This is a genomic window from Mesorhizobium sp. C395A (genome assembly GCF_030323205.1).
GTDB lineage: Bacteria > Pseudomonadota > Alphaproteobacteria > Rhizobiales > Rhizobiaceae > Mesorhizobium.
In genome coordinates, this window is the sequence record NZ_CP100473.1 from 4,211,289 (window position 1) to 4,234,658 (window position 23,370).

22 protein-coding genes and 1 riboswitch are annotated in these 23,370 nt (G+C 63.2%); of the genes, 10 read left to right on the forward strand and 12 right to left on the reverse strand.

What is annotated here, in order from left to right; genetic code table 11:
- Positions 1-2: 2 nt before the first annotated feature.
- The 3 genes from NLY37_RS20605 to NLY37_RS20615 all read left to right on the forward strand — a co-directional run bounded on the left by NLY37_RS20605 (position 3) and on the right by NLY37_RS20615 (position 1,989).
- Entirely contained in the window at positions 3-389 is a 387-nt protein-coding gene (locus NLY37_RS20605; protein ID WP_023673663.1) for an RNA-binding S4 domain-containing protein, read from the forward strand.
- A gap of 253 nt (positions 390-642) precedes the next feature.
- Entirely contained in the window at positions 643-981 is a 339-nt protein-coding gene (gene fdxA / locus NLY37_RS20610; RefSeq protein ID WP_013529180.1) for a ferredoxin FdxA, read from the forward strand.
- 426 nt (positions 982-1,407) lie between these two features.
- Positions 1,408-1,989: a CarD family transcriptional regulator gene (locus tag NLY37_RS20615; RefSeq protein WP_023673664.1), complete on the forward strand. Its 582-nt coding sequence runs from the start codon at positions 1,408-1,410 to the stop codon at positions 1,987-1,989.
- A gap of 187 nt (positions 1,990-2,176) precedes the next feature.
- Here NLY37_RS20615 and NLY37_RS20620 read toward each other — a convergent pair whose 3' ends face one another.
- The 3 genes from NLY37_RS20620 to NLY37_RS20630 form a co-directional block, all read right to left on the reverse strand.
- Complete coding sequence (locus NLY37_RS20620; protein ID WP_023743355.1) at positions 2,177-2,944, reverse strand: amino acid ABC transporter ATP-binding protein; 768 nt, start codon at positions 2,942-2,944, stop codon at positions 2,177-2,179.
- Positions 2,941-3,621 (reverse strand): amino acid ABC transporter permease, encoded by a 681-nt coding sequence (locus tag NLY37_RS20625; RefSeq protein ID WP_023748299.1) that lies wholly within the window; start codon positions 3,619-3,621, stop codon positions 2,941-2,943. The genes NLY37_RS20620 and NLY37_RS20625 overlap by 4 nt, the downstream gene beginning before the upstream one ends.
- A gap of 137 nt (positions 3,622-3,758) precedes the next feature.
- Positions 3,759-4,532: an amino acid ABC transporter substrate-binding protein gene (locus NLY37_RS20630; RefSeq protein WP_023702802.1), complete on the reverse strand. Its 774-nt coding sequence runs from the start codon at positions 4,530-4,532 to the stop codon at positions 3,759-3,761.
- A gap of 397 nt (positions 4,533-4,929) precedes the next feature.
- Here NLY37_RS20630 and NLY37_RS20635 point away from each other — a divergent pair, with 397 nt between their 5' ends.
- Positions 4,930-5,787, forward strand: a complete 858-nt coding sequence (locus NLY37_RS20635) for an RNA polymerase factor sigma-32 (RefSeq protein ID WP_023693606.1) — start codon at positions 4,930-4,932, stop codon at positions 5,785-5,787.
- Positions 5,788-5,883: 96 nt separating this feature from the next.
- Here the strand turns inward: NLY37_RS20635 and NLY37_RS20640 are convergent, their stop codons facing one another.
- The 4 genes from NLY37_RS20640 to thiB all read right to left on the reverse strand — a co-directional run bounded on the left by NLY37_RS20640 (position 5,884) and on the right by thiB (position 11,209).
- A complete protein-coding gene (locus NLY37_RS20640; protein WP_245260366.1) occupies positions 5,884-7,290 on the reverse strand; it encodes a M48 family metalloprotease in 1,407 nt (468 codons plus the stop codon).
- 331 nt (positions 7,291-7,621) lie between these two features.
- Positions 7,622-8,386: a thiamine ABC transporter ATP-binding protein gene (gene thiQ / locus NLY37_RS20645; protein ID WP_023731852.1), complete on the reverse strand. Its 765-nt coding sequence runs from the start codon at positions 8,384-8,386 to the stop codon at positions 7,622-7,624.
- Positions 8,383-9,981: a thiamine/thiamine pyrophosphate ABC transporter permease gene (gene thiP, locus NLY37_RS20650; protein WP_023743352.1), complete on the reverse strand. Its 1,599-nt coding sequence runs from the start codon at positions 9,979-9,981 to the stop codon at positions 8,383-8,385. The genes thiQ and thiP overlap by 4 nt, the downstream gene beginning before the upstream one ends.
- A gap of 220 nt (positions 9,982-10,201) precedes the next feature.
- Positions 10,202-11,209, reverse strand: a complete 1,008-nt coding sequence (gene thiB, locus NLY37_RS20655) for a thiamine ABC transporter substrate binding subunit (protein WP_031246663.1) — start codon at positions 11,207-11,209, stop codon at positions 10,202-10,204.
- Positions 11,210-11,252: 43 nt separating this feature from the next.
- Positions 11,253-11,367: riboswitch (TPP riboswitch) on the reverse strand.
- A 162-nt stretch (positions 11,368-11,529) separates the two neighbouring features.
- Here thiB and NLY37_RS20660 point away from each other — a divergent pair.
- Genes NLY37_RS20660 through NLY37_RS20675 form a run of 4 tightly spaced genes read left to right on the forward strand, consistent with a single transcriptional unit; the run spans position 11,530 to position 14,608 of the window.
- Complete coding sequence (locus NLY37_RS20660) at positions 11,530-12,189, forward strand: thiamine diphosphokinase (RefSeq protein WP_023690494.1); 660 nt, start codon at positions 11,530-11,532, stop codon at positions 12,187-12,189.
- A 1-nt stretch (position 12,190) separates the two neighbouring features.
- Complete coding sequence (locus NLY37_RS20665) at positions 12,191-14,011, forward strand: ABC-F family ATP-binding cassette domain-containing protein (protein WP_023690493.1); 1,821 nt, start codon at positions 12,191-12,193, stop codon at positions 14,009-14,011.
- Between the two features lie 55 nt (positions 14,012-14,066).
- Positions 14,067-14,309: a type II toxin-antitoxin system CcdA family antitoxin gene (locus NLY37_RS20670; protein WP_245271029.1), complete on the forward strand. Its 243-nt coding sequence runs from the start codon at positions 14,067-14,069 to the stop codon at positions 14,307-14,309.
- A complete protein-coding gene (locus NLY37_RS20675; RefSeq protein WP_023673676.1) occupies positions 14,309-14,608 on the forward strand; it encodes a CcdB family protein in 300 nt (99 codons plus the stop codon). Before NLY37_RS20670 ends, NLY37_RS20675 begins: the two co-directional genes overlap by 1 nt.
- Before the next feature lie 26 nt (positions 14,609-14,634).
- On the opposite strand, the gene NLY37_RS20680 is transcribed toward NLY37_RS20675, so the two are convergent.
- Positions 14,635-16,275: a hypothetical protein gene (locus NLY37_RS20680; RefSeq protein ID WP_286440138.1), complete on the reverse strand. Its 1,641-nt coding sequence runs from the start codon at positions 16,273-16,275 to the stop codon at positions 14,635-14,637.
- 75 nt (positions 16,276-16,350) lie between these two features.
- Positions 16,351-17,649 carry an adenylosuccinate synthase gene (locus NLY37_RS20685; RefSeq protein ID WP_023684197.1) on the reverse strand — a complete coding sequence of 433 codons (1,299 nt, stop codon included), beginning with the start codon at positions 17,647-17,649 and terminating at the stop codon, positions 16,351-16,353.
- 208 nt (positions 17,650-17,857) lie between these two features.
- On the opposite strand from NLY37_RS20685, the gene NLY37_RS20690 reads away from it, so the two are divergent.
- Entirely contained in the window at positions 17,858-18,763 is a 906-nt protein-coding gene (locus NLY37_RS20690) for a DMT family transporter (protein ID WP_023742250.1), read from the forward strand.
- A 105-nt stretch (positions 18,764-18,868) separates the two neighbouring features.
- Positions 18,869-19,333, forward strand: coding sequence for a DUF2231 domain-containing protein (locus NLY37_RS20695; protein ID WP_023742249.1), 465 nt, complete (start codon positions 18,869-18,871; stop codon positions 19,331-19,333).
- A 63-nt stretch (positions 19,334-19,396) separates the two neighbouring features.
- Here NLY37_RS20695 and serA read toward each other — a convergent pair whose 3' ends face one another.
- From serA to NLY37_RS20710, 3 genes are all read right to left on the reverse strand, one after another.
- On the reverse strand, positions 19,397-20,998 hold the full coding sequence (gene serA, locus NLY37_RS20700) for a phosphoglycerate dehydrogenase (RefSeq protein WP_023688974.1): 1,602 nt from the start codon (positions 20,996-20,998) through the stop codon (positions 19,397-19,399).
- A gap of 58 nt (positions 20,999-21,056) precedes the next feature.
- Complete coding sequence (locus NLY37_RS20705; RefSeq protein WP_023742248.1) at positions 21,057-22,232, reverse strand: phosphoserine transaminase; 1,176 nt, start codon at positions 22,230-22,232, stop codon at positions 21,057-21,059.
- A 201-nt stretch (positions 22,233-22,433) separates the two neighbouring features.
- The gene (locus NLY37_RS20710) at positions 22,434-23,204 is read right to left on the reverse strand and encodes an outer membrane protein (protein ID WP_023684192.1); all 771 of its coding nucleotides are present in this window, start codon (positions 23,202-23,204) and stop codon (positions 22,434-22,436) included.
- Between the last annotated feature and the right edge of the window lie 166 nt (positions 23,205-23,370).

Genomic DNA, 23,370 nt, shown 5'->3' on the forward strand with positions numbered 1-23,370 from the left:
CGATGGTTGCTGAAGGTCGTCAGCGCATCGACAAGTGGCTGTTCTTTTCGCGCGCGATAAAATCGCGCTCGCTGGCGGCCAAGCTGGTTGTCGCCGGACGCGTCCGCATTAATAGCGACAAAGCAGCGCAGGCCTCCGATCTGGTCAAGCCTGGCGACGTTTTGACCATTACGCACGAGCGCCGTATTTTCATTTGGAAGGTGCTTGGCACCGGCGTGCGGCGCGGTCCGGCCGAGGAAGCGCGCACGCTCTACGAGGACATGTCCCCGCCGCCGGCCCCAAAAGGCGAGGCTGTTGCCGATGCCATTCCGGCGCTGCGCGACGCCGGCAGCGGCCGGCCGACCAAGAAAGAGCGCAGGCAAACCGACCGGCTGTTCGGCGAAGACTGAAGCCTTGGCCGTCTGCGCCATGCCGGCGGTCTGGAATTTCATTCCGGACACGCGGGCCCCGCCTGCAATGGCTGCCCTTGCAAGCGGCAGGCAAAGGCGTTACCTCACCAAAAAAGCCGCCGCATCGGCCCGAAAATCGGAAATCGATTTTTCGGAAGGCACGATGCGCAGATTCAAAGTGTCAGAGCGTACTTTATGCGTCCAAGTGGACGCACGTCGCTCTAGCAAGAACGGGACGTCCCGGAGCCGACCAATGACCTATGTCGTGACCGACAACTGCATCAAATGCAAGTACATGGACTGCATCGAGGTCTGTCCGGTCGACTGCTTCTACGAGGGCGAGAACATGCTTGTCATACATCCCGACGAGTGCATCGACTGCGGCGTCTGCGAACCGGAATGCCCGGCCGATGCAATCAAGCCCGACACCGAGCCGGGCCTCGACAAATGGCTGCAGGTCAACACCGAATACGCCGAGAAATGGCCCAACATCACCGCCAAGAAGGAGCCTCCGGCAGATGCCAAGAGCTTCGACGGCGAGGCCGGCAAGTTCGAGAAATATTTCTCCGCCGAGCCCGGCGAAGGCGACTGAGCACATGACGCTGGAATCGGAATCGATTTCGGAAAGGGTGATGCGCAAAGCAAAAAAGTGCGGCCTATTGGATCGTCATAACGCTGCGTAACGCGCATCATACATTAACTGCCTTGACAGGCGGCGATGGCGCTCGACCTTCGCGTTTGCAGCAAAACCTTGATTCTTCCGACTTTTTGTGCTACACCAGTTGAAACATGCCGGTGACACAACGTCGATTTATGGCGCAAGCGCCCCAAATCACTGAAAGGTGAAATCCCCAATCGGACCAGAGCGATCTGGGCCAGGCAGTCGCTATGTATGCGGTTTGCCGGTCCCGGCTTTTTCCGATGGGTTCATCTGTTGTGCGGCTAACGATCGGTGTCCCCGGTCGCATGCGTTCGGACCGGCAGGCCGCCGGTGCCACAACAAGGAGTTCAGGGCGTAATGGCAACGATCACCCCGCAGAAGAAGTCCACCTCGGCACGCCACGGTTTCAAGACCGGCGAGTACATTGTCTATCCGGCACACGGCGTCGGCCAGATCGTCTCGATCGACGAGCAGGAAGTTGCGGGCCACAAGCTGGAACTGTTCGTCATCGACTTCCAGAAGGACAAGATGCGCCTGAAGGTTCCGGTCGCCAAGGCGACCTCCATCGGCATGCGCAAGCTGTCGGAAGAGGATTATGTCGAGCGCGCGCTGAAGGTCGTCCAGGGCCGCGCCCGCGTCAAGCGCACCATGTGGTCTCGCCGTGCGCAGGAATATGATGCCAAGATCAATTCGGGCGACCTGATCTCGATCTCGGAAGTCGTGCGCGACCTCTACCGTGCCGACAACCAGCCGGAACAGTCCTATTCCGAGCGTCAGCTCTATGAGGCGGCACTCGACCGCATGGCGCGCGAGATCGCGGCAGTCAACCGCATGTCGGAAACCGAAGCCGTGCGCCTGATCGAGGTCAACCTCAACAAGGGCCCGAAGCGCGGCGCCAAGGCCGACAATGAGGAAGCCGAGCAGGAAGAAGCTGCCTGATCGCTTTCACCGTCGAATTCATGAAAAACCCGGCCTTGTGCCGGGTTTTTGTTTTTACCCCCTTGTGGGGTTCCAAGGACGGGCGAGACCCGTGGCTCGCCCAGGCAGGGTCGCTGCGAAGCAGCGAGGATGGGGACGACACCAGACCGCACCCGTCCGACCTCCCCACAAGGGGAACGTAGAAGGCTCAGCCGCCGGCTTCCTTCTCCGCCTCCTGCTTCAGCGTCGCAATAAAACGCTTGGTCCGTTCCCGCTCCGGATTGCTGAACACCACGGTGGACGGCCCCTTCTCGACGACGACACCAGCATCGAGGAACACCACCTCCTGCGCGATCTTGGAGGCAAGGCGAAGGTCGTGCGTGGCCATCACCATGGTGGTGCCTTCGCTGGCGAGCTTTCCCAGCACGTCGACCACTTCCTGCGCCAGTTCCGGATCGAGCGCCGAGGTCGGCTCGTCGCAGAGCAGCACTTTCGGCGACGGCGCCAGGGCGCGGGCGATCGCCACACGCTGCTGCTGGCCGCCCGACAGCGTTGCCGGCCAATCGTCCGCCTTGTGCGCCATGCCGACCTTCTCGAGCAGCGCCAGTGCCCGCTCGCGCGCCTTTGCCGTCGGCCATTTCAGCACCGTCACCAGGCCTTCCATGACGTTCTCGATCGCGGTGCGATGCGGGAACAGCTGGAAATTCTGGAACACCATGCCGGTCTGCAGCCGCAGGCGCTGGATGTCGCGGCTGGGGATCTTGACGCCGGGACGGAATTCCAGCGTCTCGTCGCCGATGCGCACCATGCCCGAGGTCGGGATCTCCAACAGGTTGATGCAGCGCAGCAGTGTGCTCTTGCCGCCGCCGGAGGGGCCGACAAGCGCGGTGACGCTGCCTTCGGCAATGGTGACCGTCACGCCCTTCAGCACCAGATTGTCGCCGAAGCGCTTTTCGATGTCGGTGAGGCCGATCATGAGCGCGCCTCCAGGAAGCCGCCATAACGGTTGAGCCGCTCCTCCAGCCGCATCTGCAAGGCCGAAAGCACCGAGCTCATCGCCAGATAAAGGATCGCCGCCTCGACATAGAGGATCAGCGGCTCATAGGTGGTGGCGACGATGCGCTGCGCCGCCTGGAACATCTCCGGCACAGTGATGGCGGCGGCCAGCGACGTATCCTTGACCAGCGAGATGAAGGTGTTGGACAGCGGCGGCACGGCGACGCGGCCGGCTTGCGGCAGGATGGTACGCCGCATCGCCTGGCTCCAGGTCATGCCGATCGAATAGGCCGCCTCCCACTGGCCCTTCGGCACCGAGCCGATCACGGCGCGGATAATTTCCGAACTGTAGGCGCCTATGTTGAGGGTGAAGCCAATCAGCGCCGCCGGAAAAGCGTCCAGCAATATGCCGACCGAAGGCAGGCCGTAAAAGATCAGGAACAGCTGCACCAGAAGCGGCGTGCCGCGAAAGATCCAGACATAGAAGCGGACCACGGCAACCAGAGGCTTGGGACCGAACAGCCGCACCAGGGCGACAACCAGGCCGACGAACAGGCCGAGTGCGAACGATAGCAATGTCAGCGGTACGGTGAAGATCAACGCCGCCCACAGCAGTGTCGGCAACGAGTCCAGCATCAGGTGTAGCCAGTGCGGCACGAACGGCTCCTCCTTCACAGACCGCCGCGGTGACGGCAGTGCGATTGTGTGCTTCTCATATCATGCGAAAAACGGCGAGCCGTCAAAGACGGCCCGCCGCTATTTGTCATTGCCGGCAAACCGCCGGGAGATGGTCTTTACTGCGAGACATCCTGGCCGAAATAAGTGTCGGCGATCTTCTTGTAGGTGCCGTCGGCCTTGATGTCGGCCAGCGCCTTGTTGATCGCCGCGACCAGCTCCGGATCACCCTTGCGCACGATGACGCCGGAATAGTCGGCGTTCTCTTCCTGCGCGGCGATCTTCACATTGGCGTCCGGCTTGTGCTTCTTGAAGTCGAGGAAAGACAGGCTGTCATTGATGGTGGCGTCGGCGCGGCCGGTGAGCAGCAGCTGGATCGACTGGTCGAAGCCGTCGGTGCCGACGAGTTCGGCGCCGTTGGTCTCGGCGAGCTTGCCGAAATTCGATGTCAACGACTGTGCCGACTTCTTGCCCTTGAGGTCGGCGAAGGTCTTGATGTCGGTGTTGTCGCCGCGCACGATCAGCACGGCCTTGGAGGCGATGTAAGGATCGGAGAAATCGTACTTGGCCTTGCGCGCGTCGGTGATGCCGACCTCGTTGATCACGGCGTCGTAGCGGTTGGCGTCGAGGCCGGCGATCAGCCCGTCCCATTTGCCTTCGAGGAACTCGACCTTGACGCCGAGCTTGTCGCCGATCGCCTTGGCGATCTCGACGTCGAAGCCGACCAGCGCGCCGGAAGCATCATGATAGGTGAAGGGCGCATAGGTGCCTTCGGTGCCGACTTTGAGGGTGCCGGCCTGCTTGATCTGGTCAAGATTGGCGCCGGCATGGCCTGATGTAACAGCCAGAACCTGAAGCGTTCCGGCGACGATGAGCGAATTGAGCCATTTCATTTCTATGTGATCCCGTCCTTGGCCGGTGTCCGGCGCTTGTGAGAGCCGGAAACTGACAGATACAGCGCAGCAAAATAAGGAACCAGATTTCAAAAAAACGGCGATCCAGAAATCAGATTCTCAAAGCAGCTCGGATCGGTGCCAATAGTCCCGATCTGCGGTGTCGATGCGCCCTGTCGGACCGCACAAAACAACCGCCATCGGCGGCGGAACCAATCCCCGGTGTGGCACGTTCATGGCTTGTTGTAGGGCGCCGCGTTTCCATTTCAAGAACCCTTGGCTGCGCTAGGCCCGAAGCAATTCCAGGAAAGTGGGAAAGCGGTTTCCTTCGGAATTGCGTCAAACAGAGATAACGGCCGCCAGGCCGTCCGAAAATGTCCGGGAGCAGGAGCGCGGCATGATCGAAGACACGGCAGGACGGACCATGGTCCGCACGGCAATGAAAGCCCCCTACCTCGAGCGCGATGAGGAACATGTTCTCGCCTTGCGCTGGAAGGAAGACCAGGATCAGCAGGCGCTGCATCAGATTACCGTCGCCCATATGCGGCTGGTCATCTCCATGGCTTCGAAATTCCGACATTACGGCCTGCCGCTCGGCGATCTGGTCCAGGAGGGCCATGTCGGGCTGCTGGAAGCAGCCGCGCGTTTCGAGCCGGAGCGCGAGGTGCGCTTCTCGACCTATGCGACATGGTGGATCCGCGCTTCGATGCAGGACTACATCCTGCGCAACTGGTCGATCGTTCGCGGCGGCACCTCTTCGGCGCAAAAGGCGCTGTTCTTCAACCTGCGGCGCCTGCGCGCCCGTCTTGCGAATGGCGCCGAGCCGATCTCTAACGCCACGCTCTACCGCGAAGTCTCGGTAGCCCTCGGCGTCTCCGAGGCCGATGTCGAGAAGATGGATTCCAGGCTTTCAGCACCTGACTCTTCGCTCAACGCACCGCTCGCCGATGAGGCCGGTACCACCGAGCGGATGGACTTCCTGATTTCGGACGATCCATTGCCTGACGAGGTCGCCGGCGACACCATCGACGTCGAACGGCGCCTGATGTGGCTGAAGACGGCGCTCCGCGCGCTCAATGCCCGCGAACTCAGGATCATCGAGGAGCGTCGGCTGACAGACGAAGGTGCGACGCTTGAGGCGCTCGGCGAGACGCTCGGCATTTCCAAGGAGCGTGTCCGCCAGATCGAGGCCCGCGCCATGGAAAAGCTCAAGCTCGCGCTGGTCAAGCAGAACCCCGAATTCATGGCAGCGTGAGATTGCCAGGAACAGGGGTACCGCCCCGAGTTATCTCAGAAAAGTTATCTCAGAAAAAAGCACTACGAAGGCTGGGGTTTCTGACGAAGACCGGCGCTATCTGTCCGTGACGATCTTGACCTTGTCGCCGGCCGAAACCGAGGCGCCCGGCGACATCGCGTTGAGCACGCGGAACAGATCGAGCTTGCGGTCGACGCCGACCATCTGCGCCGAAAGTGTGCCCATCGTCTGCCCGGCCTGTACCGTGACGACGCGGATATGCAGCGGCTTCAGTGCCGCTTTCTCGGCGGGGCTGAGCACGCGGAACGAACCGCTGACCGAGCGTGCCACCGGATCGAGTGTCGTGCTGGCCGAGGGGGCGGCCGTCAGCAGGCGATAGACCTGGCCGCCGGCGCGGATCACTGCAATGTCGAACTGCCAGCCATCGGCGCCGGCGTGCGCTGTCGCCGCCTCGTTGCCGTCGATCGTCTCCTGGCGCACACTGGTCTCGTCGAGACCGGCCACCCAGCCGCTTCTGATGTAGTCGGTCAGCGCACGATCCTTGTCGATCGACACACCGTCGAAGCGGATCGCCATGTCGCCGGGACCGGTCGCCGTCACCGCCGCTGCCGAATTGTCGATGATGAAGCCGTCGGGCACGGTGAACGATACGCCGAGGCCCGGATGCAGGAAGGTCTGGCCGCGCACATAGCCCTCCTCCGGCGTGTCGCCATAGAGCAGGCCGTCTATCCCGGCCAGGAAGGAATCGCGGTCGCGCGTGCCGATGCCCGGCGCGCCGAACTGGCGGGCGTGACGCTGCGCCAGATCAATTCGCTGCGGCGTGTTGGGGTGCGTAGCCAGGAAGTCGAGGCTGGCGTCGGTGGCGCCGCTGATCGAGCGGAAATCTGTATAGGCCGACATCGACTGCAGGAAACGCCCGGCGGCATAGGGATCGTAACCCGCCTCGCCGATCGACTTGATGCCGATGGCGTCTGCCTCCAGCTCCTGGTTGCGCGAGAACTGCGCCAGCCTCAGCTTGCCGCGGATCAATGCCTGCTTGGCGGTCGGGCTGTCGCCCAGCACATCGGAGACCACCTTGGTCGCCAGGCCTTCCTCGGCCTCGAGCTGCTGTCGCTGCAGACCATGATTGGCGGTGACGTGGCCCATCTCATGCGCGATGACGGCGGCGAGTTCGGCCGAATCATTGGCCAGCGCCAGCAGGCCGCGGGTGACGTAGAGATAGCCACCCGGCAGCGCGAAAGCGTTGACGTTGGGCGAATTGAGGATGGTGATGCGATAGGTCTGGGTCGGATTGGCCGACACCACGGTCAGGCTGCCGACAACCTTGGCCACCATGCGCTCGAGCTTGGGATCGGAATATTCGCCGCCATAGGTGGCAAGGATGCGCGGATGCTGTGCCTTCGCCAGTTCGGCAAGCTTGCTGTTGGCGGCGACATTGTCGACCGTGATCGGCTTGTCGGAAGGCTGGAAGCCGGATTCCTGCACTTCGGGAGGCGTGAACATCTGGCAGCTGGCCAGCGCCACGGCAAGGCCGGCCAGCGCGAGGAAGCGCACCAGCGGTCTGCGTTTCAAAGTGTCAGTGCCGGTCGGCAGCACGGCGTTCCTTCAGCTCTCGGCGCATGATTTGGACCGGGGTCCGCGCCAGCGAAAAATCGGTTTTCGTTGGCAATCCTGCACACATCAAAAAACCTACAGCGTTTACGCATCCGGCCGGATGCGGCGCTGTAGGGGGCAAATCACGGCTCGTGCCGGACCAGTACTAAGCGGACCTAGCCACATCAGCTGGACCATGGCAAGCAAGCGCCACATCACCTGTAGCGGGTTTGGTCGTAAATTATGTCCGCTTCCGGGCAATATCGCGTGATCCGCCCGAACTTGCGCCGATATAGCGCCGAAACGCTTCAGGGCCAGTGCCGTCGAAAAAATCGGCGGCAGGTCCCGTCGCGGCAACCCTGCCATTGTCCAGAAAAACCATCTGCTCGCCGATACGGCGAGCGTCTTCCGGCTGATGCGTGACGAACAGCACCGTCATCGCCCGCTCGGCATGAACGCCGGCCACCAGGTCGAGCATGTCGTCGCGCAGTGCTGGCCCGAGCGAAGCGAACGGCTCGTCGAGCAGCAGCACCGGCCGGTCGCGCACCAGAACGCGGGCGAGCGCCACGCGCTGCCTTTCGCCGCCGGAGAGTTCGCGCGGCAGGCGCATTTCCTTGCCGGCCAGGCCGACGCGGTCAAGCGCCTCGGCGATTGCGGCGCGATCGGCGTCGGTCAGGTTGAGCGATGGCGAGCGGCCGAGCCCGACATTCTTCTCCACCGAGAGATGAGCAAACAGATTGTTTTCCTGGAACACCATCGACACCGGCCGCGCCGAAGGCGGCTTGGCGCCGACATCGGCGGCGCCGATCAGCACACGACCGGACTCCGGCGTCTCGAAACCAGCCACCAGATCGAGCAAGGTCGATTTGCCCGAACCACTTGCCCCCATGATGGCGGTGATCTTAGATGTATCGAATTCGACATCGAACAGGAATGACGTTTCGCCATAGCTGAACGAGACCTTGTCCAGCCGGACAGTCGTGCCTTTCTCCACAGCGGACGTCACGATCTCTCTCCCCGTCCCAGCCAGTCTGCCGCGACCACCAATGCAAGGCAGACCGCCCCGAGCAGCAAAGCCAGCCCGGCAGCATCGGCCGTGCGATAGCTGCCCATGCGCGCCAGCAGGAGATAGGGCAAGGTCTGCACCGAATCGCTGCCGAACAGCGCGATGACGCCGAGATCGCCGAGCGACAGCGCCATGGCGAAGGCAAAGCCGGTGGCCAGCGGCCGCCGGAGCGATGGCCAGTCGACCAGAAGCAGCCGGTTCCAGCCCGCAATGCCGAGCTGCGCGCACAGCTTTTCGTGGCGCTCGCTCGCCGCATCATAGGCCGGGCGCATCGCGCGGATGGCAAAGGGCATCGCCATCACCGCATTGACGGTGACGACCATGACCGGCGCGATGGCAAAGACATCGCTGACCGTGCGCAGCAGGAGAAACCAGCCGGCGCCGATGACGATGGGCGGCACGACGAGGACGAAGCCGGCGCCGGTGTCGGTGGCATGTTCGAGCAATGAACGGGCACTGGACCGGCGGCGCAGCGACAGTGCCCGCCGAGCCATGATGAGCGACAGCGACAGCGCCACCGAAAGTAGCGCCGCCGAGAGGGCGAGACCGGCGCTGGTCAGGGTCGCCTGACGCACGGCACTCTCGCCCGCCAGCCGGCCGAGATCGGCGCCGAGGCCGGACGCGACGGTGGCCGCCATTGGTCCGGCGACGAACAGCAAGGCGAGCACGATCAGGACGGCGTTGAACGCTGTTTCTGCTTTGCCGGCCAAGTGATAGCGGCGCGGCGCGACAGGCAAATTGGCGTCGCCGGTCACATTGGCGCCGAGCCGCGTCAGCGCCAGCATGACGGCAAAAGTCAGCGCGATCTGCAGCACCGTCAGCGTCACCGCTCGCGCCGGATCGAAGTCGAAACGCAGCGCCTGATAGATGGCGACTTCCAGCGTCGTCGCCGCCGGCCCGCCGCCGAGGATCAGCACGATGGTGAAGGAGGTGATGCAAAGCATGAAGACAAGCCCGGCGACGCCCGGCAGCGCGGCGCGCAGCACCGGCCACTCGATCAGCCGGAAGGCTGGCCTCGCCCCCATGCCGAGCTGGCTCGCCAGCCGCCATTGATCGGCCGGCACCGTTCCCAGCGCTTCGAGGAACAGCCGGGTGGCCAGCGGCAGGTTGAAGAAGACGTGGGCGACGAGGATGCCCGACAGCCCATAGATGTCGGGCCAGCTCTGGCCACCGATCGCGGCGAAATAACCGGCGCGGCCATAGAGCGCCAGTATGCCCAGCGCTCCGACAATTGCCGGCAAGGCAAGGGGCACAGTGAACAGCTGCAGGATGAAGCCGCGTCCGAAGAAGCGCGGATGCCGCGACAGCGACCGGGCGACGAAGAGCGCCGGTACGGCGGAAAGCAGAGTCGAGAGCGCAGCCTGCCAGAGCGTGAAGCGGACAACGCGCAGGAGATAGAGGTCAAAGGCGGACGCGGCGCCGGAAAGGTCGTGCGCGCCTTCGCGGATAAGGCCGGCGAAGGCGCCACCGATCAGCAGCGCGATTGCCGCAAGCGCGACAATGCCGGCCGTGATGCGGGGGTCAGAGCGTTGCACTCTTTACCGGGCGTCGCGTTCCTTCGCGCCCCCCTCTGTCCTGCCGGACATCTCCCCCACGAGGGGGGAGATTGGCGGTTTTAGCGCTCCGATCATTCCTGCAGCTTCGGAGATTGGCGAAAGTCAACGTAAAGGCCAATCTCCCCCCTCGTGGGGGAGATGTCCGGCAGGACAGAGGGGGGCGCCGTAGAGCACTCATCTTTTGACTATACAGCCAAATCTACTTGCTCATCACCGCCAGCCATTCATCCACCCAGGCCTTGCGATTTGCCGCGACCTCTTCCGGGCTGAACAGCAAGGTCTTCGCCGGCTTGACCAGCCTATCAAAAGCCGGATTGAGCGGCTTGTCGGTTTTCCCGGCCGGGAACATCCAGTTGGTCTCCGGAATGACATCCTGGAATTTCGGCCCGGTCATGAAGGCCAGGAACTTCGCCGCCAGCGGATTCTTCGCGCCCGTGGTGGTGATGCCGGCGACCTCGATCTGCAGATACTCGCCTTCCTCGAACGAGGCCGCCTGGTAGCGCCCGGTGTTCTCCGCCACCATGTGGTAGGCCGGCGACGTCGTATAGGAAAGCACCATCGGCGCCTCGCCCTTGGTGAACAGGCCGTAGGCCTCGCTCCAGCCCGGCGTCACCGTCAGCACTTTGCCCTTGAGTTTCGCCCAGGCTTCCGGCGCCTTGTCGCCATAGACCGACTTAACCCACAGCAGCAGGCCAAGGCCCGGCGTCGACGTCCTCGGATCCTGGATGACGATCTTGTCGGCGGCATCGCCCTCGACCAATTTCTTCAGGCTCTTCGGTGGGTTCTTCAGCTTCTCGGTGTCGTAGACGACGGCGAAATAGCCATAATCGTAGGGCACGAAAGTGTCGTCGCTCCAGCCGCCCGGCACGTTGTTTTCAGCCACCGCGCCATGTGGGACAAACAGGCCGGAAGCCTTGGCTTCCGCGGTGAGGTTGGTGTCGAGGCCAAGCACGATATCGGCTTTGGTCGACGCACCTTCGAGCTTGACGCGATTGAGCAGCGCGACGCCGTCGGCCACCGAGACGAAGTCGACGCTGCAGCCACACTCGGCCTCGAATTCCTTCTTCACCTGGGGGCCTGGACCCCAGTCGGCAGTGAAACTCTCATAGGTATAGATCGTGAGTTTTTCCTGCGCGCACGCAGGGCTTGCCAGTAGCGAAACAGCAAGCCCAAGCGCTGGGACAAGACGGGACAAAAAAATGCGCATCGGCGCCTCCTTCATTCGTGTTGAAAGGAATTGAGGCGTCGGGCTGTCCGAAGCGTCTAATCCCTCCGCCGGTACAAACCGGATCAGGTTCAGCGGGTTGGCGAGACTGCCTCTCAGCCGGTCCGCGAAGATCGCGTCCGGCACCCCGTTAGAGCGTTTCGACACATAGGCCCGGCCAAGGTGCCACGCAAGTGGAAGTTTGCCCGAGCGTGATCCCGGAAAGTGGAATCCGTTTCCGGAAAAAGATCATGCTCCAACAAAGAGTGACGGTGCCGCTCGGCCTTCCGTTTCGTCGGCGGGGCTGGTAAGGGCCAGCGGATATGAGCACATTCACCATCCTGCTTGGCGGCGATCTCGTCCGCACGCCGCGGCTCGACCGCCAGGTCGCGGGCACGCGCGTCATCGCCGCCGACGCCGGCATCGATCATGCCCGCCTGCTCGGCGTGATGCCGGAGCTGTGGGTCGGCGATTTCGATTCCGTGCCGGCGGACCTGCCTGCCGATCTCGCCGCCGTGCCGCGGGAGGTGTTTCCTCCCGAAAAGGACAAGACCGATGGCGAACTGGCGATCGCGGCGGCATTGGAACGCGGCGCCACCAGCCTGGTGCTGGCCGGCGCTTTCGGCGGCAAGCGCGCCGACCACGCCTTCCTCCATCTGGCGCTCAGCCTGCGGCTGGCCGAGGCCGGCACAAAATTGCTGTTGACCAGCGGAGCGCAGGAAGGCGCCCCTCTGCTGCCTGGCAAGGCCGGCTTCGACTATGCCGACGGAACGCTGTTTTCGGTGCTCGGCTTTTCCGATCTTTCGGGCCTCACCGTGTCCGGCGCGAAGTGGCCGCTCGACCATGTCGAGGTCGTGTTCGGCTCGTCGCTGACCATCTCGAACGAGGTCAAGTCCAACACGACCGGGGGCGGCCTCGAAATCGCGCTCGGCCATGGCCGCGCGCTGCTGCTCGCCCACCCCTACCCCTTGCCTGAAAGCTGACATGGCCCCGCCCCTTCTCAACCTCGACGGCATAAGACTGACCTTTGGCGGCACGCCGCTGCTCGATGGCGCCGAACTGACGGCGTCCGCCGGTGACAAGATCGCGCTCGTCGGCCGCAACGGCTCCGGCAAGTCGACGCTCCTGAAGATTGCTGCTGGTCTGATCGAGCCGCAAGACGGCGAGGTCTTCCGCCAGCCTTCGGCAACGGTGCGCTATCTCCCGCAAATGCCCGACATGGACGGCTTTGCCAATGTGCGCGCCTATGTCGAGGCCGGGCTTGGGCCTGCCGACGATCCCTACCGCGCCACATATCTGATGGAGCATCTCGGCCTCGCCGGCACGGAGAACCCCAACGATCTCTCCGGCGGCGAGGCGCGCCGCGCAGCACTTGCCCGCGTCATGGCGCCCGAACCCGATATTCTGCTGCTTGATGAGCCGACGAACCATCTCGATTTGTCGGTCATCGAATGGCTGGAAGAAGAGCTTGTCCGGACGTCTTCGGCGCTGATCGTCATCTCGCACGACCGTCGCTTCCTCGAACGCGTCTCGCGCGCCACTGTCTGGCTCGACCGTGGCCAGACCCGCCGCCTCGACAAGGGCTTTGGCCATTTCGAGGAATGGCGCGACCTTGTGCTGGAAGAGGAAGAGCGCGAACAGCACAAGCTCGGCCGCCAGATCGTGCGCGAGGAGCATTGGCTGCGCTATGGCGTGACGGCTCGCCGCAAACGCAACATGCGCCGCCTGGGCGAACTGCAGACCATGCGCCAGCGTTTTCGCGGCCATCGCGGCGCCGAGGGCTCGGCGACCATGGTGGCCAGCGACGCCGCCGAATCCGGCAAGCTGGTGATCGAGGCCAAGAACATCGAGAAGAGTTTTGGCGACCTGACCGTGGTCAAGGGCTTCTCGACCCGCATCCAGCGCGGCGATCGCGTCGGCCTTGTCGGGCCGAACGGCGCCGGCAAGACGACGCTGTTGAAGATGCTCACCGGCGAGATGAAGCCCGATGCCGGCTCGGTGCGGCTCGGCACCAATCTGGAAATCGCCACGCTCGACCAGAAGCGCGAGGCGGTCGATCCGGCCGAGACCCTGGCGCAGTATCTCACGGACGGGCGCGGCGAAAACCTCGTCATCAATGGCGAGCAGCGCCATGTCGTGTCCTACATGAAGGATTTCCTGTTCAAGCCGGAACAGGCGCGCACCCCGGTGCGCGAGCTGTCCGGCGGCGAACGGGCGCGGCTGCTCCTGGCGCGTGTTCTGGCGCGGCCGGCCAACCTTCTGGTGCTCGACGAGCCGACCAACGATCTCGACATGGAGACGCTGGAACTGTTGCAGGAACTTGTCGCCGGCTTTGCCGGCACGGTCATCCTGGTCAGCCACGACCGCGACTTCCTCGACCGCACCGTCACCAGCATCATCGCCCCGGACGGAGGCGGCCGCTGGATCGAATATGCCGGTGGCTATTCCGACATGCTGGCGCAGCGCGGCGGCACCCGGCTCGACGACCGCAAGGCGCGCGCCAAGGCCGAAGCCAGCGATGCGCCGGCGCCGGGCAAGAGCGAGCCGGCAGCGCCAAAAGGGCCGTCGAAGAAACTGTCGTTCAAGCAGAAATTCGCCCTGGAATCGCTGCCCAAGAAGATCGAGGCGGTAATGGCCTCGATCTCGCGTTTGGAAAACAACATCGCCGATCCCGCCTATTACGAGCGCGACCCGGCCTCGTTCCAAAAGACCATCGCCGCCCTCGACAAGGAACGCGCCACGCTGGCCGCACTCGAGGAAGAGTGGCTGGAACTGGAAATGCTGCGTGAGGAGATGGAGGGGTAGCATTGCCTGCGGTCTTTTATGCGCGTATATTGTGCGCATGAAAGGAGGCATCTCCGTGCTTCAATCGACGCCAAAAACTCAGCGGACCTCTGTCAACACGTCCATTGACTCTCAGTTGATCAAGGACGCCAAAGCGTTGGGCATCAACATCTCCCGCGCTGCCGAAGCAGGGATCGCGAAAGCGATTGCGGCGGAGAAAACGCGTCGATGGCAAGAAGAAAACAGGGAAGCCATCAAAAGCTCCAACGAATATGTCCGAAAGAACGGACTGCCATTGGCTAAACACCGGCCGTTCTGATGGCGCGTTACGATTTCTATCGGAGTACCGAGAGCGACGGTTATCTTCTCGACGTGCAGTCAGATATGCTTGAAGGGCTGAGCACGAGGGTGGTCGTTCCTTTGATGCCGCCCGAGATTGCCCCGCTTCCTGGCCGCCGCCTGAACCCGACCTTCGCTATAAACGGCAAAGATCTTGTGATGGTCACACAGTTTGTGTCGGCCTTCAGCGCGTCCGAATTGCGGATGCCAGAGGGAAACCTTTCTAGACATCACGACGACATCGTCGCCGCCCTCGACATGCTGTTCCAGGGCTTCTGAGCGAAGGCAGCCGCTACTGCCGCCCGTCAACCTGCCGTCTTGGCCTGCCAGGCCTTCAGCGCCTCGTCGAACACCTTCTCGCCCGGAATGCCCTTTTCCATGGTCAGCAGCGCCCGGCGTCCGGTCTTGTAGACCACCGGCACGTCGATCCAGTCCTGGCCTCGAAGCAAGGTCATATTGGCGTCCTCGTCGGCCTTGGTGTCGTTGAGCGCCACCAGGAAGAAGCCGTCGGCGATCTTGGCCGGAATGCCGATCAGCGGGCTGCCGGCATCCTGTTCCGAACTCTTCATGGCGACGCGCAGGATGTTGTCGACGCCACCGCCGTCAAAGCCCTCGGGCGTCAGGAAGATCATCTCGATGATGTGGCTGGCCGGCAGCGTCTGGTCGGTATTGCGGCGGATGGTCATGCGCAGCTGGATGTCCTTGCCGGGAATGGTCGCCTCGGCGCGGATCGCCGGCTCGGGCGGCAGGTCGCCGCCGGGCGATTCCTGCACCAGCGACCAGACGATGCTGCCGGGTTCGGCCGAACCTTGCGCGGTCGAGGTGCGTTCCTCGTAGAAGATCGCCTTCTGGCCGACCGCAACGGTCGGCGCGGGAGCGGCGGCCGCCGGCGCAGCGGGCGGCGTGGCGGCGGCATCAGCCGGTGCTGCCCCATTGGCCGGCGGTGCGACGCCATCGGCGGGCGGCGTTGCCGGTGGCGTGGCGGAAGCGTCGGGCGCCGGCGTGGCGGGCGCGCCCGTGGCTGCGGCGTCGCCGGCCGGCGGGGTCGCAGGCGCTGGAGCCGCAGGTGGCGCTGGAGCCGGGGGGGGCGGTGTGGTCAGCGCGGCGACGGACTCGCCCTCGCCGATGCCGCTTTGACCGGCCGCGGGACCGGGGTCGGTTTCACCGCCTTCGGGCGACAGGCGCTGGGTGAACTTCGTTCCCTCGCCGGCAGCGGCCGGTGCCGGTGCATCGGCCGCGGGCTTGGCCGGCGCCGGCTTTACCAGCGGTTCGGTCGAGACCGTCTTGGTGTCGCCGCCGAGGCCCAGCATCGAGCCAAAGGCATCCTTGTTCAGCCAGATGCCATAGCCGCCGCCGGCGACCACTAGAAGCGCGACGACAGCCGCGATCAACCCGCCATAGCTGCGCCTGCGCTCGGCTGGGCGCAGGCGCTGGAACGTGTCCGCGACCGGCTGCTCGTCATTGGCGAACACATCGGCGCTGTCGTCGTCGGCGTCCAGCTCCACGGCTTGCTTGTCGATGGTTTCTGCACGCGCCGCAGGCGACGGCGGTGTCGGCGCGGGCCTCTGCCAGCTCGGCTCTGTCCTGGCGGTCGGCGCCGGCTGCACCGGTTTCGCCGGCTGCCAGGCCGGCGCAGGCGTGGCGGAAGGCTTTACATGACTGGACTGGTTCTTGTTGCGGTCGATGGAGGAGAAGATGTGCTCCAGCTCCGCCAGCGGATCGGATGCCGGCACCGCCCTGGCATAGTCGCGCTCGACGCTCGAGATGGCATCTTCCAGGGATCGCTTCTGCGTGCTTATGGCTTCCGTGGCCAGCGGCGGCGAATACTCCGCAAGCTTCTTCGCCAGCATGGTACGAACGCTTTCATAGATCCGCGTACGCTTTTCGGGCGTTTCGTCGCCGTGCTTGTCGAGCGCCTTTTTCAGAATAGCAACGAAATCTGCCATGCTTCAGTCGACCTGTATTTGTTTCCGCGCCGGCCCCCGCAAATCGGCCGCGATGCCCGGAAAGGCTTCAGAAAACTAGTCTTGAAACGGATCGGTCACAAGTATCGTGTCGTCCCGTTCCGGGCTGGTGGAAAGGAGCGCGACGGGTGCGCCGATCAGCTCCTCGATGTAACGGACGTATTTAACGGCCTGCGCCGGAAGGTCGTTCCAGCTGCGCGCGCCGGCGGTGGTGCCTTTCCAGCCTTCGAGCGTCTCGTAGACCGGCTCGACACGCGCCTGCGCGCCCTGGCTGGCCGGCAGATAGTCGATCGTTTCGCCGTCGAGACGGTAGCCGGTGCAAACCTTGATCTCATCCAGCCCGTCGAGCACGTCGAGCTTGGTCAGGGCGATGCCCTTGATACCGTTGACGGCGACGGCCTGGCGCACCAGCACGGCGTCGAACCAGCCGCAACGGCGTTTGCGCCCGGTGACGACGCCGAATTCGTGGCCACGCGTACCGAGAAATTCGCCGATCTCGTTCTTCTGCTCGGTCGGGAACGGGCCTTCGCCGACACGCGTCGTATAGGCCTTGGTGATGCCCAGGACATAGCCGATGGCGCCGGGGCCAACCCCCGAGCCGGCGGCTGCCTGGCCGGCAACGGTGTTGGACGAGGTGACGAACGGATAGGTGCCGTGGTCGATGTCGAGCAGCGTGCCTTGCGCGCCCTCGAACAGGATGCGTTCGCCGGCGCGGCGCTTGTCGTCGAGGATTTTCCAGACGCGGTCCATATAGGGCAGGATCTCATCGGCGACCGAGGTCAGCTCGGTCATGATCGCCTCATGCGTGACTTCGCCATGGCCAAGCCCGCGACGCAGCGCATTGTGATGCGTCAGCAGCCTGTCGACCTTGAGAGGCAGCGTTTCCAAATCCGCCAGATCCATCACCCGAACCGCGCGCCGGCCCACCTTGTCTTCATAGGCTGGGCCGATGCCACGACGCGTCGTGCCAATTTTCGTCCCGGAATTGGAGGCGGCGTCCTCGCGGAATCCGTCCAGCTCCCGGTGCAGCGACAGGATAAGCGCCGTGTTTTCGGCTATTTTCAGGCGGTCCGGCGTGACCTCGACGCCTTGCGCCTTGAGTTTTGCCACTTCCGCGACGAAGGCGTGCGGGTCGAAGACGACGCCATTGCCGATGATCGACAGCTTGCCTTGCCGCACCACGCCCGACGGCAGCAGCGACAGTTTGTAGACCTTGCCGTCGACGACCAGCGTATGGCCGGCATTGTGGCCGCCCTGGAAGCGCACGACCACGTCGGCGCGCTCCGACAACCAGTCGACGATCTTGCCCTTGCCTTCGTCGCCCCATTGCGAGCCGACGACCACCACATTGGCCATGTTTCTTTTCCCTTGAGATGCCGCCCTGGCGGCCTGGATATGGTTCGAAACGACAGGCCTCTATAGCGTCAAGACCTCGCAAGCGCGACCTTTCTTTGCCGTCGAAAATGCCCTGAGGCACAACAATTTTCGGCTTTGACATCATTTACTTGCGTCGGCGGGGGCAATAGGCCGGCAAACACAACTTCCCAGGCGGCCGGAATCCCGCATGCATCGACGCGCCTACCTGTTCCTGCTGCTGACCACCTTGCTGTGGGGCGGCAATTCCGTCGCCGGCAAGCTGGCGGTCGGTCACGTCTCGCCGATGACGCTGGTCTTCCTGCGCTGGGTGCTGGCCGTCGCGATCCTGCTGCCGATCGGCTGGCGCACGATCAGGGAGGACTGGCCGGTGGTGCGCAAACACTGGTTCGTCCTGGCTGCACTTGGCGCCAGCGGCTTCACTCTATTCAACACCATTTTCTACACCGCGCTCAACTACACGACGGCGATCAATGTCTCGATCGAACAGGCGGCGATGCCGGTCTTGATCATCATTGCCAATTTCTTCTTCTTCCGCCTGCGCGTGAGCTGGGCGCAGATTGCGGGCGTGGTGCTGACCATCTTCGGTGTCATCTTGACTGCCTGCCACGGCGATCCGCGCCGGCTGCTCACATTGGAACTCAATTTCGGCGACGCCATCATGCTGGTCGCGGTCGTCCTCTACAGCGGTTATTCGGTCGGGCTGCGGCTGAAGCCGGTGATGCGCTGGCAGAGCCTGATGTTGTCCCTGGCGATCGCTGCCCTCATCACCTCGCTGCCGTTCTTCCTGTGGGAGGTCGCCGCCGGCAAGGTTATCGTCCCCGATATCAGCGGCTGGGTGGTCATCGTCTATACCGCGATCGGCGCTTCGGTCATTTCGCAGATCACTTACATCAGGGGCAACGAACTGATCGGCGCCAACCGTGCCGGGCTGTTCATCAATCTGGTGCCGATCTTCGGCACGTTGCTGTCAGTGCTGATCGTCGGCGAGACATTCCAGCTCTACCAGGCGCTGGCGCTCGTCCTGGTGCTGGGCGGCATTTCGCTCGCCGAATACAGCGGGCGCAAGATGTCGGCACCGAACCGCTGCGGATAACATTTGGCCGCTGCCGCGCTGCGCCGCCGTCGGGATAACTGCTGCCGCGCGCCGACCTGGAACATTTTACCTCTGGCGGAGTTTGCTGGGGAGGGAGGCAACAAGATGAGCCACAACCCTCGCAGCACGGCAAGCATTGCCGGTCACCCCATTCATCCAATGCTGATTCCGTTTCCGATCGCCTTCTTTGTCGGCACCTTCGTTTGCGATCTGATTTTCTGGCAAACAGCCGATCCAGGGTGGGTCACCGGATCGCTTTGGCTTCTCGGCGCCGGCCTGATCATGGGCGCCTTGGCCGCTCTTACCGGCCTGACGGATGTTCTCGGCGATGTTCGGATCCGCAATCTCACGACGGCATGGCTCCATGCCGGCGGCAACGTTCTCGTCGTGCTGATCGAGCTTTATAACTGGTACTCGCGTTATGTCGCTGGAGCGGCGGCCGTGATCCCGACCGGCTTTATCTTGTCGCTGATCGTGGTTCTGGTCCTGCTGTTTACAGGCTGGAAGGGCTGGGAATTGGTCTATCGGCATCGCGTGGGCGTCTCCGACGGCTCAGACGAATTGACCTGAACCGGCCTGTGCGGCGGCCGCCCCAATGATGGGGGAGGACCGCCGCATCCGCCACGCCGTCAACTACATCGCGTTGACGTCGAACTGCAGCCGCTTGGCCGAGTCTATCGACTTGTGCGCCTTTACCTGTTCCAGCACTTTTTCCGGGAACGGCGCGTCGAGATAGAGCAGCGCAATCGCGTCGCCGCCCGGCCGGTTACGGCCGAGCTGGAAGTTCGCGATGTTGACGCCATTCTCGCCGCACACCGTGCCGAGCAGGCCGATAATGCCGGGCGCATCGGCATTGGTTGTGTAGAGCATGTGCTGGCCGACCTCGGCGTCGAGATTGATGCCCTTGATCTGGATGAAGCGCGGCTTGCCGTCGGAGAAGCAGGTGCCGGCAATCGAGCGCGTCATGTGCTCGGTCTTCACCGTCAGCTTGATGTAGCCGTCGAACACGCCCGACTTGTCGCGCTTGACCTCGGCGACGATGATGCCGCGCTCCTTCACCATGATCGGCGCCGACACCATATTGACGTCGGCGACCTGCGGCCGGATCAGTCCGGCAAGCGCGGCACTGATCAGGGCACGCGTGTTCATCGTCGCGGTCGAGCCATCGAACAGGATCTCGACCTCGTTGATCGGGTCCTCGGTGACCTGGCCGACAAAGGCGCCGAGCACTTCGGCGAGCTTGACGAACGGCTTCAGCCGCGGTGCTTCCTCGGCCGTGATCGAGGGCATGTTGATGGCATTCGAAACCGCACCCTTGATCAGATAGTCGGCCATCTGCTCGGCTACTTGCAGCGCAACGTTTTCCTGCGCTTCCGCTGTCGAGGCGCCGAGATGCGGCGTTGCCACCACATTCTCCATGCCGAACAGCGCATTGTTTTCCGCCGGTTCGACCTCGAACACATCGACGCCGGCGCCCGCCACCTTGCCGCTCTTCAGCGCCGCGACCAGGTCGGCCTCGACGATGAGCCCGCCACGCGCGCAATTGATGATGCGCACGCCGTTCTTCATCTTGGCGATCGCCGCCGCGTCGATGATGTTGCGCGTCTTGTCGGTCAGCGGCGTGTGCAGCGTGATGAAATCGGCGCGGGCGAAAAGCTCGTCCAGCTCGACCTTGTCGACGCCGAGTTCCTCGGCGCGCTTGTCCGACAGGAACGGGTCGAAGGCAACGACATGCATTTTCAGGCCGACCCCGCGCGTGGCGACGATCGAGCCGATATTGCCGCAGCCGATGACACCCAGCGTCTTGCCGGTGATCTCGACGCCCATGAAGCGGTTCTTTTCCCATTTGCCGGCATGGGTCGAGGCATTGGCCTCCGGGATCTGCCGTGCGAGTGCAAAGATCATCGCCACCGCATGTTCGGCTGTGGTGATCGAATTGCCGAAAGGCGTGTTCATCACGATGATGCCCTTGCGGCTCGCCGCGGGGATGTCGACATTGTCGACACCGATGCCGGCGCGGCCGACGACCTTGAGTCTTGTCGCGGCGTTGATCAGTTTTTCCGTGACCTTGGTCGCCGAGCGGATGGCAAGACCATCATACTGGTCGATGACTTCAAGCAGCTTTTCCTTGTCCTTGCCGAGATCGGGCAAATAGTCGACCTCGATGCCGCGGTCCTTGAATATCTGGACGGCGGTGGTGGAGAGTTTGTCAGAGACGAGAACGCGGGGCGCCATGGCGGCCTCCTTGAATTGGATTGTCGGGAAAGGGCGGCCCGCAGGCCACCACGAAATCTCAGGCTGCGGCCTTCAGCGAAGCCTTCTGCGTGGCGAAGGCCCAGTCGAGCCAAGGCAGCAGCGCTTCGAGATCGGAGGTCTCGACGGTGGCGCCGCACCAGATGCGCAGACCGGAAGGTGCGTCACGATAGGAGCCGATGTCGTACGCGACGCCTTCCTTGTCGAGCACAGAGACGATCGCCTTGGCGAAAGCCGCCTGCCCGTCGGCGTCGAGCGCCGCGACATCGGCGTCGGTGAAGGACAGACATACGGACGTGTTGGACCGTGTCGCCGCATCGACCGCGAGATGGCCTAGCCAGGACGATTTGTCGACAAAGCCATCGAGCACGGCGGCATTGGCATCGGCTCTGGCAATCAAGGCATCGAGACCGCCGATCGACTTCGCCCAATGAAGTGCATCGAGATAGTCCTCGACGCACAGCATCGACGGCGTGTTGATGGTCTCGCCCTTGAAGACGCCTTCGATCAGCTTGCCGCCCGAGGTCAGGCGGAAGATTTTCGGCAGCGGCCACGCCGGCTTGTAGGTTTCCAGTCGCTCGACGGCGCGCGGCGACAGGATCAGCATGCCGTGTGCGCCCTCGCCGCCCAGCACTTTCTGCCAGGAGAAAGTGACGACATCGAGCTTCTGGAAATCGAGCCTCTGCGCGAATGCGGCCGAGGTCGCGTCGCAGATGGTCAGGCCTTTGCGGTCGGCTGGAATGAAATCGCCATTCGGTACGCGCACGCCTGAGGTCGTGCCGTTCCAGGTGAAGACCGCATCGCGGTCGAAATCGATCTTGGTGAGATCCGGCAGCTCGCCATAGCCTGTCTCGATCTTTCTGATATCGACTAGCTTCAGCTGCTTGACCACGTCGGTGACCCAGCCGGAGCCAAAGCTTTCCCATGCCACCATGTCGACACCGCGTTCACCGAGCAGCGACCACAGCGCCATCTCGACAGCACCCGTGTCCGACGCCGGCACGATGCCGATGCGGTAATCGGCCGGAACCTGGAGAATCTCGCGCGTCAGCTCGATCGCCTGTTCGAGCTTGGTCTTGCCGATCTTGGCGCGGTGGGAACGGCCGAGCGCAGCATTCTTCAGTGCCTCGACCGACCAGCCGGGGCGTTTTGCGCAGGGACCTGAGGAGAAATTGGGGTTTGCCGGACGGAGTCCGGGCTTCGTATGCGTCGTCATCGTGGTCTATCCTTCCAGATAGTGGCCCCTCGTTGGGGAGGGGTGGCCCACGGACGGCGATATGCGTTCAGCCCTCAGGCGTCAAGAGGAAAGTTTTTGTCGCTGGCGGGATACCGGCGATACGGGATCAGCATGTCGTGGGCTAAAACGCAAACAGCGGATCGAAGAGATCCGCCGTTGGGCTTCCGAACAGCAAGCTTCCTACCAGAGGTCGTAGCGCAGGCCGAGCTTGACCTGATGATTGCTGATGCCCTTGCGGATCGGATAGGAGGTCAGGCTCTCGGCCGTGACATATTCGGCATCCGGCGCGGAGAAGTACTGGTAGCCGAGATCTACAGAAACATTCTTGGTCACCTGATAGGCCAGGCCCGCATCCAGCGTGTAGGCGAGGGAATACTGGGTCTTGTTGTCGTTCCGGACGAAATCATCCGTAGGGTCGACATTGTCGGTGAAGTAACTCGCCGACAGCTTGTATTTGCTCCGGACCAGCCCAATGCCGGCGCCGAGGTAGGGCGTGATCCCGACATAAGTGCCGAGATCGACATAGCCATTGACCATGCCCGACAGGGAATAATTTTGCAGCGATGCCGACGCGATGGTCGCACCACCCGGCGGCGGCGTCGCCGAATCGTCAAAGCCGACGCCGATCTTGTTGCCGGGCAGATAGCCAAGATTGACGTCGCCGCGCAGATAGTCGTTGAAGTGGTAGCCGAAGCCGATGCTGGCAAAGGCCGGATCCTGCTTCTCGCTGAAGCTCGCGGGGGCGAAGGTGAAATCCTGATCCTCGTAGCTCTTCTGCGCCAGATAAGAGACGTCGCCGCGCAGATACCAGCCCGAGCCGACCTCGACCGGTTGATAGTCCGGCGCCTGATCGACATAGATCGGCGGATCGTAGTCCGCGGCCTGCGCCGGCGTCAGCGGCACAAGGACGAGTGCGGCGAGCGCCGGCGCTGTCAGCGATTTGAAATTCATGGGTCCCCGGCTCCTGAAATTGGCGCCCGTCATTTTGATCGCAAGCGCCGTTTCACCAAGCATTGTTAACCATAGTGGTTAAGTCAGGGTTAAGGATAACGCGGCGTACCGAATTGATTTCGATTGGGTTTCTTCGGCACACGCGGCCGGTTGAAAACGCGCAAAC

Bases quoted from the DNA above. Each gene is read 5' to 3' on its own strand.
- NLY37_RS20605 (WP_023673663.1), top strand. From the start codon at position 3: ATGGTTGCTGAAGGTCGTCAGCGCATCGACAAGTGGCTGTTCTTTTCG.
- fdxA (WP_013529180.1), top strand. From the start codon at position 643: ATGACCTATGTCGTGACCGACAACTGCATCAAATGCAAGTACATGGAC.
- NLY37_RS20615 (WP_023673664.1), top strand. From the start codon at position 1,408: ATGGCAACGATCACCCCGCAGAAGAAGTCCACCTCGGCACGCCACGGT.
- NLY37_RS20620 (WP_023743355.1), bottom strand. From the start codon at position 2,944: ATGATCGGCCTCACCGACATCGAAAAGCGCTTCGGCGACAATCTGGTG.
- NLY37_RS20630 (WP_023702802.1), bottom strand. From the start codon at position 4,532: ATGAAATGGCTCAATTCGCTCATCGTCGCCGGAACGCTTCAGGTTCTG.
- NLY37_RS20635 (WP_023693606.1), top strand. From the start codon at position 4,930: ATGATCGAAGACACGGCAGGACGGACCATGGTCCGCACGGCAATGAAA.
- NLY37_RS20640 (WP_245260366.1), bottom strand. From the start codon at position 7,290: ATGTTCACGCCTCCCGAAGTGCAGGAATCCGGCTTCCAGCCTTCCGAC.
- thiB (WP_031246663.1), bottom strand. From the start codon at position 11,209: ATGCGCATTTTTTTGTCCCGTCTTGTCCCAGCGCTTGGGCTTGCTGTT.
- NLY37_RS20660 (WP_023690494.1), top strand. From the start codon at position 11,530: ATGAGCACATTCACCATCCTGCTTGGCGGCGATCTCGTCCGCACGCCG.
- NLY37_RS20665 (WP_023690493.1), top strand. From the start codon at position 12,191: ATGGCCCCGCCCCTTCTCAACCTCGACGGCATAAGACTGACCTTTGGC.
- NLY37_RS20675 (WP_023673676.1), top strand. From the start codon at position 14,309: ATGGCGCGTTACGATTTCTATCGGAGTACCGAGAGCGACGGTTATCTT.
- NLY37_RS20680 (WP_286440138.1), bottom strand. From the start codon at position 16,275: ATGGCAGATTTCGTTGCTATTCTGAAAAAGGCGCTCGACAAGCACGGC.
- NLY37_RS20685 (WP_023684197.1), bottom strand. From the start codon at position 17,649: ATGGCCAATGTGGTGGTCGTCGGCTCGCAATGGGGCGACGAAGGCAAG.
- NLY37_RS20690 (WP_023742250.1), top strand. From the start codon at position 17,858: ATGCATCGACGCGCCTACCTGTTCCTGCTGCTGACCACCTTGCTGTGG.
- NLY37_RS20695 (WP_023742249.1), top strand. From the start codon at position 18,869: ATGAGCCACAACCCTCGCAGCACGGCAAGCATTGCCGGTCACCCCATT.
- serA (WP_023688974.1), bottom strand. From the start codon at position 20,998: ATGGCGCCCCGCGTTCTCGTCTCTGACAAACTCTCCACCACCGCCGTC.
- NLY37_RS20705 (WP_023742248.1), bottom strand. From the start codon at position 22,232: ATGACGACGCATACGAAGCCCGGACTCCGTCCGGCAAACCCCAATTTC.
- NLY37_RS20710 (WP_023684192.1), bottom strand. From the start codon at position 23,204: ATGAATTTCAAATCGCTGACAGCGCCGGCGCTCGCCGCACTCGTCCTT.